This window comes from Nocardiopsis sp. NPDC055879 (assembly GCF_053615935.1).
Genome location: NZ_JBSHCT010000001.1, coordinates 329,967 through 346,314 on the forward strand (window position 1 = coordinate 329,967; position 16,348 = coordinate 346,314).

Consider the following 16,348-nt stretch of genomic DNA (forward strand, 5'->3'; position numbering starts at 1 on the left):
GGTCGTGGAAGACCTGATTGCGGATGCGGGGGATCCGTGGTGTCGCTACGGCCCGGCGGACCGATTTCGGGTACGCCTGAGGCCGGCGGGGCCCATTGGAGCGTGGGCCAGGCGAGGTGGTCCTCGGATGGTGCCCTCAGGTCGGCGGAGCGGACGGGAGCATGAACCGGTCGCGGGGTACGCCGACGAGGGACCGGGGCCCGGCCGCACATGCGGGCCCCGGAGAACGGGAGTCCTGTCGAGGTCGGAGCCGAGACGGTGCCGCCTCGGCTCCGCACGTCGCGATCATGGGGACGTGGTCCCTCGACGTGGTACTAGATGAAGCCCGGGACGGCCTTCCAGGCGTCGCCTGCCTCGGGGGCGTCGTCACGCTCGACGACGGCCTCGATCTTGCCGTAGGGACGGTCGGCGGCGAAGAAGACCTCGTTGGGGTTGTCCAGGCCGAACGGGGACAGATCCACCAGGAAGTTGTGGTTGTTCGGCATGGAGAAGCGGATCTCGGCGATCTCCGGGTGGGCTTCGAGGACGGCCTTGCCCATCGCGTACAGCGTCTGCTGCAGGGCGAGGCTGTGCGTCTCGGCGAAGGCCTCCAGGCACAGGCCGCGGACGGAGGCGTAGACCTTGTCGAAGTCGTGTTCGGTGCCGACGTAGCGCCAGCGGGCGGTGACGTCGGTGGCGAGGATCCGGTCGTTGGTCTCGGGCAGCGTGGTGTACCGGGTCTTGGGGTAGCTGTGGAACTCCGAGCCGGTGGACTTGAGGACGGTCAGGCCCTCGAAGCCGGAGACCACCCACTCCTTGTCCCCGTCCTTGTTGACGACGGTGGTGCGGGTCTCGGCGCCACGGCGGGTGAACGCGTGGTCGTGCGGGCCCTTGGCGGTGGTGATGCGGTCCCAGGAGTACTCCTGGACCTCCTGCCGGGCGCCGTACACGTAGTCGTGCTCGTCCACGAAGTGCCGCGCGAGTCGAAGGGCGAAGTCCTCGATCGCGCCGACGCCGCCCCACTCCCGGGCCTTGGCGTAGACGGTGTTCTTCTGGGTGTCGGTCGGCAGGCACTTGGCGTTGTCGCCGATGGTGTGGACTTCCTCCAGGTCTCCGCGGAGCTGGGAGGTGACGTTGACGTCCTTGATCCGGTGGACGTCGGTGTCGCGGTTGATGTGGACGAGGCGGACCTCGGCCTTGCCGTACTGGTTGTCTCCGAGCCTGATGCCCATCAGGGTGAACTCCATCCGTGTGGATTCGTTTCATCGCTCGCGCCGGTGCGCGCTGTGCGTATGAGGGAGGACCGCTGTGGTCATGCGGAAGGACCTGTCACGCACTCGAAGAGTCGGGGGATGCCTTGTGTGCGGCGGGGATACGGTCTGGTGTTCCTCCTTCTCGGGGCCGGTGGTCCGGGGCTAGGAGCCCCGGTAGGTCGAGTAGGCGAACGGGCTGAGCAGGAGTGGCACGTGGTAGTGCGCGTCCTCGTCCGCGAGGTCGAACACGATGGTGACCTCGGGGTAGAAGCCCTTCTGCCCGGTCGCGGTGAAGTAGGACCCGGTGTCGAACACGACCCGGTAGTACCCGGCGTCGAGCCGATCGGGGCCGAAGTCGGGGATGCGCCCGTCGTCGTCGGTACGGCCCTCGGCCACCGGTTTCCAGGAGGTGCGCGCGTCGTCGGCGGCCGCCTCCAGACGTACGGGCACGTTCCGGGCGGGCAGCCCCAGCGCGGCGTCGAGGATGTGGGTGGTCACGTGGCTCATGCCGCCTCCAACAGTTTGACCAGGCGCAGCCCGGCGATCTTGCGCAGTTCGTCGCCGACCACGGCCAGTTCGGACTCGGGGTCGTTGTCCAGGCGGGCGACCAGGTCCGTGAGGAGTTCACGGCCGGAGCGTCCGCTGGCGCAGACGAGGTAGATCTGCCCGAACCGACCCTCGTACTCCCCCTGCGCGTAGGTGAAGATCCGCTGGACGCGGGTGGAGGCGTCGTCGGTGTCGGCGGAGAACGCGGACTGTTCCCCGCGTGACCAGGTCGCTTCGGTGTTCTCGCCCTTGGCCTTCTCCCCGATGCGCGGGTGGCGGGCCAGGGCGGTGGCGACCTCGTCGGGGGTGATCGCACGCGCGTGCTCGTCGGCACGGGCGAGCAGGGTGGCGCGGTCGGTGAAGGGCGCCTCCGTGGCGACGGCCTCCACCCAGCGGTCGATGTCCAGGCACTGCGCGAGTTCGGTGCGCAGGTCCTCCTTCGACAGCCGGTTCAGGCGGGCCAGTCCCGGCTCGGGGACGGCCCCCGAGGTGTCCGGGGTGGTCTCGGGCATGTGTTCTCCCTGGGTCCGGCCGGTGTCCCCCTGCTCACGGGGCACAGGGCCCACGGGGCGGGGAGTCCCGCGGCTCGGACCTTGGTTTCGTAGGGCAGATAGCTGATTCCGCATTACGGATTGAAGGGACTCTAAACGATGACAGTGTGACCTTGTCAACACTGGCAAGGGGCTTTCTGGGAAAAAGTCCCGGTTCTGTGTCCTCGCGCGAAGAACGCGGGAAGTTGCTGTTCGCGGGTGGTGGGCCGGTCGTTGGGGTGGGGGTGGGGCCGAAAGAGTGGTTGACAAGCCTCGGTGGGGCGCTGCACACTCAAATCATTCCTTAAAGTGAAAAGTAGTTTCCGCAAAGTGGAAGTAGCTTCTGGAGGCCGCGCATGAGCCACACACTCGGGTACACGGTGAACTGCTCCCTGCTGTTCACCGAGCTCCCCGTCAACGAACGCCCTCAGGCCGCCAAGGACGCGGGCTTCCACGCCATCGAGTTCTGGTGGCCCTTCGAGACCGCCACCCCCGAGCAGGCCGACGTCGACGCCTTCGTCGCCGCCATCGACACCGCCGGCGTACGCCTGACCGGCCTCAACTTCTTCGCCGGACGGCTGCCCGGCCCCGACCGCGGCGTGCTCTCCCACCCCGACCGCGTCGCCGAGTTCCGCGCCAACGTCGACGTCGTCGTCCAGATCGCCGAACGCACGGGGATCACCGGCTTCAACGCCCTCTACGGGCTGCGCCAGGACGGTGTCGACCCGGCCGAACAGGACCGCGTCGCGCTGGAGAACACCCTCGCCGCCGCCGAAGGCGTCGCCAAGGTCGGCGGCACGGTCCTCGTCGAACCCATCAGCGGGTCCGAGACCTACCCGCTCAAGACCGCGGCCGAAGGCCTGGCCTTCGTCGCCCGGGCCAAGGCCGCGGGGGCCGACAACGTCGCCCTCCTCGCCGACTTCTTCCACCTCGCCGTCAACGGCGAAGACCTCGCCGCCGTGGTGCGCGAGCACGCCGCCGACTTCGGACACGTCCAGATCGCCGACGCACCCGGACGCGGAGAGCCCGGTACCGGCGAACTCCCCCTCGCCGAACTCCTCACCGCTTCCCGGGCCGGCGGCTACCAGGGCCTGGTGGGCCTGGAGTACAAGCCCACCGTCCCCTCCGCCCAAAGCCTCACCCGGCTCCCGTGAACAGCGCACACACCGACAGACAAGGACCCGCCATGTCCGCCCGCAAGATCGCCTTCATCGGCCTCGGCATCATGGGCCTGCCGATGGCCGTCAACCTCGTCCGCGCCGGTCACACCGTCACCGGTCACAACCGCAGCACGCAGCGCGTCGACGCCCTGGTCGGAGAGGGCGGCCTACGCGGCGGCGGTGTCGCCGACGCGGTCGCCGACGCCGACGTCGTCATCACGATGCTCCCCGACTCCCCGGACGTCGAGGCCGTCCTGACCGGTCCGGACGGCGTCTTCGAGAGCGCCAAGCCCGGGACGCTCGTCATCGACATGAGCACCATCCGCCCCGACGTCGCCCGCGCCCTCGCCGCCACCGGCGCCGAGCGCGGCTTCCGGGTCCTGGACGCCCCGGTCAGCGGGGGTGAGGCCGGCGCCATCGAGGCCAAGCTGTCCATCATGGTCGGCGGCGCCCAGGAGGACTTCGACGCCGCCCGACCGATCTTCGACGTCCTGGGCACCACCCCGGTCCTGGTCGGCCCCAGCGGTTCCGGCCAGACGGTCAAGGCCGCCAACCAGCTCATCGTGGCCGGCCATCTCCAGCTCCTCGCCGAGGCCCTGGTGTTCCTGGAGGCGCACGGGGTGGAGACCGAGGCCGGCCTGGAGGTCCTGGGCGGCGGGCTCGCCGGCAGCACCGTCCTGCAACGCAAGGGCAAGGGCATGCGCGAGCGCGACTTCGAGCCCGGCTTCCGCATCGCCCTGCACGACAAGGACATGCGCATCATCACCGACTCCGCGAGCGCCGCCGGCGTGGCGATCCCGCTCGGGTCGCAGGTGGCGCAGTACGTCGCCGCGCTCAAGAACCAGGGGCACGGCGGCCTCGACCACTCCGCGCTGCTCAAGATCGTCGAACGGCTCTCCGGCCGCGACCGGTAGGAAACCGATCCTCCCGTAGAACACGGGGCGCGGCCGTCGTCCCCGGGTGTTGGCCCACCCGGGATCGGCACGACGGAGCCCCCACCCCCTGGCACACACAGTCACCCCAGCACTGAAGGGTTCGCTCCCATGGCGAAAATGCCCGCGATGAACGCCGTCGTGGAGGTTCTCAAGGATGAAGGCGTCGACACCGCCTTCGGCTGCCCCGGCGCGGCGATCCTCCCCCTCTACAAGGCCCTGGAGGACGTCGGCGGCATCGAGCACCTGACCGTCCGCCACGAGGAGGGCGCCACCCACATGGCCGACGGGTGGTCCCGCACCACCGGCAAGGTCGGCGTGGCCATCGGCACCTCCGGCCCGGCCGGCACCAACATGATCACCGGCCTGTACACCGCGATCGCCGACTCGGTCCCGATCGTGTGCATCACCGGTCAGCAGCGCACCGACCTGCTCGACAAGGAGGGCTTCCAGGCGGTCGACATCGTCGAGATCGCCAAGCCCGTCACCAAGTGGGCCGTGCAGATCAAGGAGGCGGCCACCGCCCCGTGGATCTTCCGCGAGGCTTTCCGGGTCGCCCAGGAGGGGCGCCCCGGACCGGTCCTGATCGACATCCCGTTGGACGTCGCCCAGCGGGTCATCGAGTACGACCCCGCGCTGGACGCCGCGCTCAAGATCAACACCGTCGAGCCGCACCTTCCACGCGTGGAGAAGGCGCTGGACCTGTTGCTGGAGGCCGAGCGTCCGCTCATCCTCGCCGGTGGCGGGGTCATCCTGGCCGAGGCCTCCGAGGACCTGCGCGAACTCGCCGAGTACCTCCAGGTCCCGGTGCAGGTCACCCTCATGGGGAAGGGTTCCTTCGATGAGGACTCACCCCTGTACTCGGGCATGACCGGCGTGCAGACCTCCCAGCGCTACGGCAACACGTCCTTCCTGGAGTCCGACCTGGTCCTGGCCGTGGGCGCACGCTTCGCCGACCGCCACACCGGTCAGATCGACGTCTACCGGGGCGAGCGCAAGTTCGTCCACGTCGACATCGAGGCCACCCAGATCGGTCGGGTCTTCGAACCCGACCTGGGCGTGGTCTCCGACGCCAAACTGTTCATCCGGGAACTGCTCGCCGCCGCCAGGCGTCGTGAGACCAAGGCGCGGGTGGGGGAGTGGATCGCCCGCGTCGGCGAGTTGAAGGAAACCCTGACCCGTCGCGAGGACTTCGACAGCGTCCCGGTCAAGGCCCCGCGCGTGTACAAGGAGATCAACGAGGTCTTCGACGCCGACACCTACTTCGTCACCGCCATCGGCCTCTACCAGATCTGGGGCGGCCAACACCAGAAGGCGTACAAGCCGCGCCACTACCAGATCTGCGGCCAGGCGGGCCCGCTCGGCTGGGAGATCCCCGCGGCCATCGGTGTCAAGAAGGCGCTCAAGAACACCGAACCCGACGCCGAGGTCGTCGGCATCGTCGGTGACTACGGCTTCCAGTACATGGTCGAGGAGCTGGCCGTCGCCGCCCAGTACGACGTGCCGTACGTGATCATCATGCTCAACAACGAGTACCTGGGTCTGATCCGTCAGGCCTCCATCCCGTTCGACATGAACTACCAGGTGGACGTCCACTACGACGAGTACGGCACCGACAACGTCAAGCTCATGGAGGCCTACGGGTGCTCCGGGCGGCGCGTGTGGGAACCGGGCGAGGTCCGCGACTCCCTGGAGTGGGCCCGCAAGGAGGCCAAGGCGACCTCGCGTCCGGTGCTGGTGGAGATCATGATCGAGCGCGAGGCCAACACCCCGCATGGTCCGGCGATCGACGCCGTCAAGGAGTTCGAGCCGCTGCCGAGCGCCTGATCCGAAGACCGCCACGGGGCCGGACCTGCACCCGAGCCCCGTGGCAGGGCCCCTCCGAGACCGGCAGGAGGGGCCCTTTCCCCGCTTCCGGCGTTCCCTCGCCGGGTACATCCGCGGAGGTTTCGAAAGACCCCAAGGCGATCACAGAGACCATGTGGACAAGAACTCTGAGTCATCATCGCTGGTGATCAAGAACGTACGCGTCTTCGACGGTGAGAACGACCGACTCGAACCCGGGCACGTGGTGGTGCGCGGAAGGCGCGTCGACCGGATCGTCCCTCACACGGACCCGGTCGCCGAACCCGACGGTGCCCGGGTCATCGACTGCGCCGGTGAGGCGGGAGAGATCACCCGGGTGCTCATGCCCGGGCTCATCGACGCCCACACGCATCTGGCGGTCGGCGGCATCTCCGCCCTCGAAGTGTTGACCGGTCCGGACGGGCTGGTGCACTGCAAGGCCCTCGTCGAGGCCCGGCGCATGCTCATGCGCGGGTTCACCTCGGCGCGTGACATGGGCGGGCCCACCGCGGCGATCAAGAACGTGATCGACTCCGGTGACTTCCCGGGTCCGCGTATCTATCCGAGCAACGCCGCGATCTCCCAGACCGCCGGACACGGCGACTTCTCCGCCGTCTACGACGCGCCCACCGCCCTGGGCGGGCCCCTCTCCCGAGCGGACCAGGTGGGGATCATGCGGGTCGCGGACGGCACCGAACGGGTGCTCGCCGCCGTACGCGAACAGCTCAAGAAGGGGGCCAGCCAGGTCAAACTCATGGCCGGTGGTGGGGTCACCTCGATCTACGACGACCTGGACGTGGTGCAGTTCACCCCGCAGGAGCTGCGGGTGGCGGTCCAGGCCGCCCAGGACTGGGGAACCTACGTCGCCGTGCACGTGTTCACCACCGAGGGGATCAAGCGTGCCCTGGACGCGGGGGTCCGCTCCATCGAACACGGGCAGTTGGCGGACGAGGAGACGGTCGCCCTCATCGCGAGCAAGGGGGCGTGGCTGAGTACCCAGCCCTTCGCCGAGGGCGACCACACCTTCCCCGACCCGCGCTCCAAGGAGAAGGACGCCAGGGTCTGTCGGGGAGTGGACCACCTGTTCACCTGGGCTCGCGATCACGGCGCGCGGATCGCCTTCGGCACCGACCTGCTCTTCGCCCCGGACGCGGGTGATCGACAATCACGGATGTTCGCCCGCCTGGACCGGTACATGTCACCGGTGGACGCCCTGCGCGTGGGCACCTCGGGCAACGCGGCCCTGCTGCGCATGTCCGGCGCCCGCGATCCCTATGGTCAGGCCGAGCTGGGGGTGGTGCGGCCGGGCGCCTGGGCGGACCTGTTGGTGGTGGAGGGTGATCCCACCCGTGACCTCTCCCTGTTGGCCGACCCCGAGCGGAACCTGTCGGTCATCGTCAAGGACGGGCTGACGTATCGCGATCGCCTCGGGTAGAGGAGAGGCCCCGGTCCGAGCGGGCGGACCGGGGGCCTCGATGAGGCGGCTCAGCCGCAGTAGGTCTCTTCCTGGTCGATGATGCGGTAGGGGCAGTCCGCGTAGTCGAGCAGGCGCAGCACCGCCTCCTCGTTGCGCGAGGTCTCACGCTCGATGACCGACGAGGGCGGGTAGAAACCACCGTCCGCGGGCGACTTCGGATACATCTCAAATGTGAAGTTCACGATGCCCTGGTCGGCCCACAACCAGTCGTTGATGGACCCGTCCGTGACGTACAGGTCGCTGGACTGTTGGGGCGTGTACCCGTTGGCCTCGGCCATGTACTCGCCCAGCGCCTCGTGGGTGTCGTACTCCTCCTGCGACATCGCGTCGTTGGTCTCGTCGTAGGTGTGGCCGAACGGCCAGAGGATGAGCTCGCTGTAGGTGTGGAAGTCGATGGCGCTGGTGATCTGCTGTTCGCCGTCCACCACGCGGCCGCGTACGAAGTCCGCGACGGCGGCCACCTCGACACCGGACTCGGCCGCGTCGCCCCGGTAGGTGATGCTCTCCGGGTCGCCGGAGGAACCGCCGCAGCAGCCCCAGTTGTAGGCCCAGTTACGGTTCAGGTCGGTACCGATGGCCGACGAACCCTCGCTGGGCTGGCGGTTCTTGCGCCAGTCCCGCCAGGTGTCATCCGCCATGTCGTACTCGCTGCCGTCCGGGTTGACGTTGGGCAGGATCCAGATCTCACGGCCGTCGACCAGTTCGGTGATCCGGTCGTCCTCGCCGTACCCGTCGGTGAGCAGGTCCATCAGGTAGATCGCCATCTCGACGGTGAGGTGTTCGCGCGCGTGTTGGGAGTGGGTGAACAGCACCTCGGGCCGGTCCTCGTCCACGGACACGTTGCCGCTGATCTTCACCGCGACCAGGTCCTGGCCCTCGTAGGACTGCCCGTAGACCTCCTTGGCGGCGAGTTCGGAGTGCTGGGCGACGACCTCGTCGACGATCTCCAGCAGTTCGGGGTAGGTGGTGTAGCCCGGGTCGGGGGAGGCCAGGGTCTCGGGGAGTTCGTAGGGCTCGGCGGCGTAACCGAGGGAGTCCAGTTCGTCGACGTCGTCGATCGAGCCGGTGATCAGCAACGAGTCGTCGCCGACGTGGTCGATGGCGACACCGGTGGCGGCGATCTCGGAACGTTCCTCGGCGGTGCTCACGCCGTCGACCTCGTACAGACCGTAGGAGGGTTCGGCGGTGGCGCTTCCGGTGGCCAGCGTCCCCAGGAGGAGGGCGCCGGCGGCGACGGGGACGAGGACTCTTCTGACGGGGGTCGTGGGGGAGGGGTACTCCACTATGCCTCCATGAGCGGGGAGTGAGGCGGCGAATACTAGGCGGTATTGGAGATCGGGCCACCCCGACCTGTCAATGTGGCGGATTTTCCGGCCGCGAGATGGCGAATCGTCTTGTTTGGAGTACTTGCCACGTGAAGCCCGCTTTTTCCGTGACCGCGCGGATGCCGAGCGTGGCCGGATCCGGCCACATGGGACCCCCGTGCCACGTCGACCGCCGCCCCTCGACCGCTTACCCGCGTCGGGCGCCGTCCGGCCAGATCACCTCGACCGGCAACCCCCGGTCCCGGGCCGCGACCACCGCGTCGGCGGTGCCTCCGCGTCCGTCGGAGGGATGCCCGTCCCAGACCGCGAAGAGCCGTTCCACGTTCGACAGCACCGCCTGGTTGGCGTCCTCGTAGGCGGCGCGGCCGGCCCGCCGGTGCGGCATGTAGCGCACCGACGACGCGCGGATGAGGAACCCGTCGAAGTCCTCGCGGTCCTCCGGCTTGACTTTGTTCTCCCGGTAGTCCGCGGAGGGGAGCACGACCTCGACCTTGCCCCCCGCGCGCAGGACGGCCTCGGCGAACAGCCGGTCGGCACCGCGCGCCAGGCAGGAGATGCCGACCAGGTCCTCGCCTCGGTAGGGCGTCAGGGCCGCGCCGAGCGCCTTGACGACCGCCTCGCGGCTCTCCTCGGTCAGGTTAGAGTGTCCGGTGATCCCGATCCGTGGCATCCTGCCCCCTTTGTCTTCTATGGCGTTGCCAGCAGGGTAAGGGGAAGTTCGTCACGGATCGCCGCCGTGTCCGGGTTTTTGTGCAGTGCGGAGGATTCGACGTACCAATCGCGCAGACGTCGGCGCACCCGCCCCGAGGCCAGGCCCGGGCCCGATCCCAGCGCCGCGCGCACGGAACGAGCCGACTCCGTGCCCTCTCCCAGGGCCGCGTACGTGCGGCCGAGTCCGATCAGGTCGAGGGTCCTTCCCCGGCCCGTCCCACGTCGCTCCAGCGCGGACGAGATGTACTCGACCGACTTCAGCGCGAACCGTTCGGACTCGGGCCGTTCCAGGGACCGACCCAGGTCGCGGTAGCGCGCGCCCACGACACCGGCCAGTTCGGCCTCGTCGAATTTTTGCGACCACTCGGGTGCGGGACCCTCCTCCCGTGCCAGGAGGTCCTGGGCCTGACCCACCGTGCGTTCGAACGACGCCACGCGACCCATGCGCGCGTACGACCACCCCTCGCGCGTGCGTAACAGGGCACGGACCGAGGGCGGGGCCCCGAGCGAGGCCGCCTGGTCCAGGGCCAGGCGCGTGATGTCGAGCGCGTCCTCGGGGTGGTGCAGGTCCAACATCTGACGCGCCATGTCGGCCAGCACCCGGACCCCGAAGGACGAGTGCTCGGGGCCCGCGTACCGGACCGCCCGCAGGGAGAGCGAGTAGTAGCGCTGCGCCGTGCCGTGGTCGCCCGAGTCGAAGGACATCGACCCCACGACCCGCGCGAGTTCGGCCATCACCGCGAACAGGCGCTGTTGCACGTCGGGCCGTTGTCGGTGCTCGACCAACTCCGAGACCTCCGAGAGCTGCCCGATCACGGCCTTGCGTCGTGTCCCCATCCGCCACCGTTCGTCCCAGTGGCGCAGGCACACGGTCGCCGCCTCGATCCGCTCCAGTTCCATCACACCGATGGTCGATCCGCCACTTCGGGTCCTTGGTGTGCCGGGTGCGGTCCACCGTTCCAGGAGTTCCGTCAGCGCGGCCCCGACCAGGATCGTGCCGCCGATGGCGAATGCCTCTCTACGTTTCATCAGGTCCCTCAGAGTCTGCTCGGCCATCTCCCGCGCCATATCCGCGGCGGGGGAGGAGTCGCTAACGCGTAAGGAGGATTCTGTCCACGACGCCTCCATTTCATTCTCGGAATCCGAGGCCGCGAGTCCGAGAACCCTTCTGGCCTGCGAGGGCATGGATAAACCGTCGGCCACACGGAGCCAGGTGTCTAGAGCGGTGACCGAACGGCGCCCGCACATGATCGCGCTCACGTGGGGCTGGGCCATGTCGATCGCCGAACCGATCGTCTGCTGGCTCGCACCGGTGTGCAGGCGCACGAGCCCCAAGAGGGCACCCGCGTCCCTTCGTGCGAGGCAGCCACGAACGTCGTTTCGATTCCAGAACGGACCCGGCGGGAGTACCCGGGTCTGGAGCTGCGATTTCGCCATACATATCACCGGTGTATATCTGTGCGGGATTCCGTGCCGAGGGGAAAACGAGGTTTGCTCGCCTTGTTCATCCTTACCCGGATTCGGTGGCCGGTGAATGGACCGAAGACCCTGATCGGTTCGTGTGCCCGCCACATGTGGAGGTCCCCATGTCCATCTCCCGATCGACACGCGAGCGTTCCATGAGCGTGGAGCTCGGACCGGCGGCCATCGAACGAAGAACGTGCCCGGTCGGAGCGGGGGAGGTGGGGACGTGAGCCGGGCCCACCGGAGGATGGTCGACCGTCTTCGCGCGCAGGTGCGAGTGGGCTCCGACTGGGAGAAGGTCTTCGCCGAGGTCCCGCGCCACCGGTTCCTTCCGGACCGCTTCGTCCCGGACGGTGGGCGGGACGAGGTCGACCGGTGGCACGACGAGACGGCGTGGATGGAGGCCGCCTACGCCGACCAGGGGGCCACGGTCGGACACCACCAGGCCGGCGGACTCGACGGCGCGCGCTCGATCGGTGGTTCCGTGTGTTCGCCCTCCCGGGCCGCCGACCTACTGCTCCGCGCCGATCTCACCCGCGGCATGCACGTCCTGGAGATCGGTACGGGCAGCGGCTATTGCTCCGCCCTGATGTGCGGGTTCCTGGGAGAGGACGCGGTGGTCTCGGTCGAGATCGATCCCGACCGCGCCGATCACGCGCGCGTCAACCTCCTGGGCGCGGGAGCGGTCCCCACGGTGGTGGCCGGTGACGGTGTGGACGGTTGCGCGATCCGAGCGCCCTTCGACCGGGTGGTCTCCTCGGTGCCGGTCGAGCGGCTGCCCGACCGGTGGGTGGAACAGTGCCTGCCCGGAGGGCGGATCCTCACCCGTTGGGGCGGTTCCTTCTCCCATGACCTGGTGGCCGACCTGCGCGTGGGCGCCGACGATCGTGCCCGTGGCCACTTCACGGTGGCGCGCCCCTGGGCTCCCGCGCTCGCGGGGGAGCACGAGGCCGCCCTGATCTCCCGGTACGTCAGACCGGGTGAGGAGGAACGGTCACACGCCTTCGACCTGGACGCGTGGGACCTGATGGACGAGGCGAGCGCGCTGTGCTGTGGTCTGACGATGCCCGGGGTGCGGCGGATCGTGCGGCCGGCGCTGTTGCGGTCGGACCTGCGCGTGGCCCTCTACCTCATCGATCCGGAGTCCGGTTCCTGGGCGCTGGGCGCGGTCGCGGCCCAGGCGCCACGAGGGGTCCTGGCCAGGCAACGCGGCCCGCGCATGCTCTTCGACGAGTGGGCGCGCGCCCACATGGCGTGGAAGCGGGTCGGGCGGCCGGGACTGGATCGCTTCGGGGTGACGGCCGGGCCCACGGGACAGACCATCTGGCTGGACGACGAGCGCACGGTGTGGGCGGTGACCGCATGAGGGGGTTCGAGGGCCGGGTCGGTCCGTGTGAACGTGTCCGGCCGCGAGCACGTGGTTCACGCACCGCCTATCCGGGTTTTCCCAGTTCACGTCGGTATCCACAGGTCGTGGAGGCGCTGACCAGGGCCAGGTTCGACGCGGCCCGGGACCTGAGGAAGGTGCCCGGCATGGATCCCTCGAAGCAGGCGGCCGTCATCCTCTGCGTCAGCGAGATGCTCACGGTGACCATGAGACGGGCCGCGCGCGGCGGGCGCAGCGCCGACGTGGTGCGCGTGCTCTCCCTGGGGCGGAACGGTGCCCGCACCATGCTGCGACTGATCGTCACCGAGCGGCCGGTGGGCAGTGCGGTCGAGGCGATGCCGTACCCGGAGGCGGACGATCCCGAGTCCGAGAGCCGGAACCTGGAGATGGTCGACCACCTCAGTGACCGGTGGGGCGCGCGGCGGCTTCGTTGGGAGTGGGGAGAGCCGGTGATCGCGCTCTGGGCGGAGTTCGCGCTGCCGCCGGTGACGGTGGCCCGAGGCGCTACGGGCTGAGAGAAGAAGGATGTCCGTCGGCGGTACCGGCACGCGGTGGCTCGGGCTTACCGGCCTGCCGAGGCCTCGGGTGTTGGCCGCACCCTGGGTCCCGCCGACGGACTCCGTATGACCCCCCTAGCACTGAAGGGTTCCCCTCCAGGGTAGCCCTCATCGCCTGTATCTTGAAGTCGAGGTACCCATTTTGAACGATCATCTCAAATCGTTGTGGGCCCCTCGCGTCACCCCAGATCACGTGGGCACCGTCTCAGCATGTGAGCATCGAGTGTCGAAATTTCGCGACCGTCTGCTAGCGTGACGATCGTTATGTTGCGCGAGCTGCTCCTCCTTAGTGGCCGCGGCGGGGATCGTTAGAAGGTCGGCCCCTCGCCGCGGGACTTCGGCTTGCCTTGTCGGCCGTTACATCACGTGCCACTGATTTCTCCCGAGGAGCAACACCGTTATGGTGCCGCAGCAAAAGCACAGTTCCATGCCGTTCGAGCGCTACCAGGCCTTCAAGCCGGTGGACCTGCCGGACCGCACCTGGCCCGCCGAGACCATCACCGAGGCTCCGCGTTGGCTGTCCACCGACCTGCGCGACGGCAACCAGGCGCTGATCGAGCCGATGGACCCCGCGCGCAAGCACGAGATCTTCCAGCTGCTGGTCAAGATGGGCTACAAGGAGATCGAGGTCGGCTTCCCAGCCGCCAGCCAGACCGACTTCGACTTCGTCCGGGAACTGATCGAGGGCGAACTGATCCCCGACGACGTGCAGATCTCCGTGCTGACCCAGGCCCGCGAGGACCTGATCGAGCGCACCGTGCAGAGCCTGATCGGCGCCAAGCGCTCCACCGTGCACCTGTACAACGCCACCGCGCCCACCTTCCGTCGCGTCGTCTTCAAGGTGGACGAGGAGGCGTGCAAGGACATCGCGGTCCAGGGCACCCGCCACGTCGTACGCTTCGCCGAGCAGTACCTGGGCGAGACCGAGTACTTCGGCTACCAGTACTCGCCGGAGATCTTCGTCGACACCGAGCTGGACTTCGCCCTGGAGGTCTGCGAGGCCGTCATGGACGTGTGGAACCCCGGCCCGGGACGCGAGATCATCCTGAACCTGCCGGCCACCGTCGAGCGGGCCACCCCCAACATCTACGCCGACCAGATCGAGTGGATGAGCCGCAACCTGTCCCGCCGCGAGCACGTGGTCCTGTCCGTGCACCCGCACAACGACCGCGGCACCGGTGTGGCCTCCGCCGAACTGGCGGTCATGGGCGGCGCCGACCGCGTCGAGGGCTGCCTGTTCGGCCACGGTGAGCGCACCGGCAACGTCTGCCTGGTCACCCTGGGTCTGAACCTGTTCAGCCAGGGCGTCGACCCCAAGATCGACTTCTCCGACATCGACGAGATCCGCCGCACGGTCGAGCACTGCACCCAACTGCCCGTGGCCCCGCGCCACCCCTACGGCGGGGACCTGGTCTACACGGCCTTCTCCGGCTCCCACCAGGACGCCATCAAGAAGGGCTTCGACGACCTGAACAAGCGCGCCGTCGAGGCCGGGGTCCCCGTCGAGGAGTACCCCTGGGACGTGCCGTACCTGCCCATCGACCCCAAGGACGTGGGCCGCAACTACGAGGCGGTCATCCGGGTCAACAGCCAGTCCGGCAAGGGCGGCGTATCCTACATCATGCAGCGGGACCACTCCCTGGACCTGCCGCGTCGCCTGCAGATCGAGTTCTCGCAGGTCATCCAACAGTTCACCGACGCCGAGGGCGGCGAGTTCCCGGCCGGCCGCATCTGGGAGATCTTCTCCAAGACCTACCTGGCCGACGAGGGCCCGGTCGCGGTTCTGGCGCACCGCTCCAGCACCGGTGAGGACGGCACGTACACGATCGAGGCCGACGCCCGCGTCAACGGCGAGATCCGTGAGCTGAAGGGCACCGGCAACGGTCCCATCTCCGCGTTCGCCGACGCGCTGACCGACGTCGACGTCAAGGTGCGCGTCAACGACTACGTGGAGCACTCCATGGGCGAGGACGGCAACGCCCGCGCCGCCGCCTACGTGGAGGCCGAGATCGACGGCGAGGTCGTGTGGGGCGTGGGCATCCACAGCAACATCACGACGGCTTCTCTGAAGGCCATGTGCAGCGCCATCGGCCGCGCCTGAGCCACGCTCGAAACCGACCCCTGGCACTGAGGGAACGGGCCGCGCCCCCATCGGGGACGCGGCCCGTCGCGCGTGTTCCTCGAACTACTCGTAGCCGAACTTCTGCGTCCAGGCCCGGTCGGCCTCGCCGACGCCGATGGCCTGCAGGTCGCAGTTGAGGATGTTGGCGCGGTGGCCCTCGCTGTTCATCCAGGCGTCCATGACCTGCTCGGCGCTCTGCTGCCCCTTGGCCACGTTCTCCGCGCCCCAGGAGTCGTAGCCGTGGCGGTTCGCTCGCTCGCCGGGGCCCTCCCCGTCCGGGCTCTGGTGCGCCATGTAGTCACGGGCGGCCATGTCGTCGCTGTGCTCCTGGGCGGCGGCGGTCAGCCGGTCGTCCACGTGCACCGGTTCGCAGCCGTTCGCGGAACGTTCGCTGTTGACCAGGTTCACGACCTCGTTGGCCAGGGGGCCACCGGCGTTGGAGGTGGTGCCGTCGCCACCGCCGCCTCCGTTGCCTCCACCACCGTCGCCGTTTCCACCACCGCCGTCGCCCTCGGAGCCGGCGTCCTCGCCGTCCTGGGGGGAGAACGTGGCGGTCGCCTGCGCGCTGAGGGTCGCGCTGTCACCGGAGGGCTCGGCGCGCTCCGGCGTCGCGGTCGGTTCGTCGAAGAAGTCGTCGTCCTCCGCGTTCTCGGGGACCTGGGAGTCGTCGGCGACGGCGCCCTCCCCGATCTCTCCGACGGCGCTCGCGCCATCGGCCGCGTCCGAACCGTCCTCGCCGACCGTGTTCAGGACCAGGGCCCCGGCCAGGGTCAGCCCGACCGGAACGGCGATGATCCCGGCGACCAGGGGCACCACTCGGCGCTTCTTGCGACGCGCGGAGCCATGGCCCCGCGCGTCGAAGTCATCGTCGTACTCGTCGTCGTAACGAGCGTCGTACTCCGATGACGGGTGGTCGCGGAGCGAGCGCTGTTCGCGAGCGCTCATCCTGCGCCTGCCTCGGCGGCCTCGCGCCATTTCGCTGTACCTTCCGTGCGGGGTCGGGGATCGCGCGGGCACCCCCGTGGGGGATACGGGTCGGGGCCGAGATCCGTCTCGGGGT

At 68.9% G+C, this 16,348-nt stretch carries 14 protein-coding genes; 7 read left to right on the forward strand and 7 right to left on the reverse strand.

Features of this window, described 5'->3' with window-relative positions:
• Positions 1 to 314 precede the first annotated feature (314 nt).
• From pucL to uraD, 3 genes are all read right to left on the reverse strand, one after another.
• Complete coding sequence (pucL, locus tag ACWGKS_RS01360; protein WP_358512123.1) at positions 315 to 1,211, reverse strand: factor-independent urate hydroxylase; 897 nt, start codon at positions 1,209 to 1,211, stop codon at positions 315 to 317.
• A gap of 183 nt (positions 1,212 to 1,394) precedes the next feature.
• Entirely contained in the window at positions 1,395 to 1,739 is a 345-nt protein-coding gene (gene uraH / locus ACWGKS_RS01365; RefSeq protein ID WP_358511984.1) for a hydroxyisourate hydrolase, read from the reverse strand.
• Complete coding sequence (gene uraD, locus ACWGKS_RS01370; RefSeq protein WP_358514223.1) at positions 1,736 to 2,290, reverse strand: 2-oxo-4-hydroxy-4-carboxy-5-ureidoimidazoline decarboxylase; 555 nt, start codon at positions 2,288 to 2,290, stop codon at positions 1,736 to 1,738. The genes uraH and uraD overlap by 4 nt, the downstream gene beginning before the upstream one ends.
• Before the next feature lie 374 nt (positions 2,291 to 2,664).
• Here uraD and ACWGKS_RS01375 point away from each other — a divergent pair, with 374 nt between their 5' ends.
• The 4 genes from ACWGKS_RS01375 to ACWGKS_RS01390 all read left to right on the forward strand — a co-directional run bounded on the left by ACWGKS_RS01375 (position 2,665) and on the right by ACWGKS_RS01390 (position 7,680).
• Positions 2,665 to 3,462: a hydroxypyruvate isomerase family protein gene (locus ACWGKS_RS01375; protein ID WP_452521448.1), complete on the forward strand. Its 798-nt coding sequence runs from the start codon at positions 2,665 to 2,667 to the stop codon at positions 3,460 to 3,462.
• Between the two features lie 32 nt (positions 3,463 to 3,494).
• The gene (locus ACWGKS_RS01380; protein ID WP_452521450.1) at positions 3,495 to 4,382 is read left to right on the forward strand and encodes a 2-hydroxy-3-oxopropionate reductase; all 888 of its coding nucleotides are present in this window, start codon (positions 3,495 to 3,497) and stop codon (positions 4,380 to 4,382) included.
• 129 nt (positions 4,383 to 4,511) lie between these two features.
• A complete protein-coding gene (gene gcl, locus ACWGKS_RS01385) occupies positions 4,512 to 6,227 on the forward strand; it encodes a glyoxylate carboligase (RefSeq protein WP_452455892.1) in 1,716 nt (571 codons plus the stop codon).
• 154 nt (positions 6,228 to 6,381) lie between these two features.
• On the forward strand, positions 6,382 to 7,680 hold the full coding sequence (locus ACWGKS_RS01390) for an amidohydrolase family protein (RefSeq protein WP_452521452.1): 1,299 nt from the start codon (positions 6,382 to 6,384) through the stop codon (positions 7,678 to 7,680).
• Positions 7,681 to 7,730: 50 nt separating this feature from the next.
• On the opposite strand, the gene ACWGKS_RS01395 is transcribed toward ACWGKS_RS01390, so the two are convergent.
• From ACWGKS_RS01395 to ACWGKS_RS01405, 3 genes are all read right to left on the reverse strand, one after another.
• Positions 7,731 to 9,005, reverse strand: coding sequence for a M14 family metallopeptidase (locus tag ACWGKS_RS01395; protein WP_452521453.1), 1,275 nt, complete (start codon positions 9,003 to 9,005; stop codon positions 7,731 to 7,733).
• 229 nt (positions 9,006 to 9,234) lie between these two features.
• A complete protein-coding gene (locus ACWGKS_RS01400; protein ID WP_358514211.1) occupies positions 9,235 to 9,717 on the reverse strand; it encodes a hypothetical protein in 483 nt (160 codons plus the stop codon).
• A gap of 17 nt (positions 9,718 to 9,734) precedes the next feature.
• Complete coding sequence (locus tag ACWGKS_RS01405) at positions 9,735 to 10,787, reverse strand: hypothetical protein (protein WP_358514209.1); 1,053 nt, start codon at positions 10,785 to 10,787, stop codon at positions 9,735 to 9,737.
• A 661-nt stretch (positions 10,788 to 11,448) separates the two neighbouring features.
• Between ACWGKS_RS01405 and ACWGKS_RS01410 the strand changes: the two genes are divergently transcribed.
• The 3 genes from ACWGKS_RS01410 (at position 11,449) to leuA (ending at position 15,267) form a co-directional block, all read left to right on the forward strand.
• Entirely contained in the window at positions 11,449 to 12,588 is a 1,140-nt protein-coding gene (locus ACWGKS_RS01410; protein ID WP_358514207.1) for a protein-L-isoaspartate O-methyltransferase family protein, read from the forward strand.
• Positions 12,589 to 12,755: 167 nt separating this feature from the next.
• Positions 12,756 to 13,124, forward strand: coding sequence for a hypothetical protein (locus ACWGKS_RS01415; protein ID WP_452455894.1), 369 nt, complete (start codon positions 12,756 to 12,758; stop codon positions 13,122 to 13,124).
• 442 nt (positions 13,125 to 13,566) lie between these two features.
• Positions 13,567 to 15,267 (forward strand): 2-isopropylmalate synthase, encoded by a 1,701-nt coding sequence (gene leuA / locus ACWGKS_RS01420; RefSeq protein ID WP_358514203.1) that lies wholly within the window; start codon positions 13,567 to 13,569, stop codon positions 15,265 to 15,267.
• Positions 15,268 to 15,351: 84 nt separating this feature from the next.
• On the opposite strand, the gene ACWGKS_RS01425 is transcribed toward leuA, so the two are convergent.
• Positions 15,352 to 16,233 (reverse strand): CAP domain-containing protein, encoded by an 882-nt coding sequence (locus ACWGKS_RS01425; protein ID WP_358514201.1) that lies wholly within the window; start codon positions 16,231 to 16,233, stop codon positions 15,352 to 15,354.
• Positions 16,234 to 16,348 lie beyond the last annotated feature (115 nt).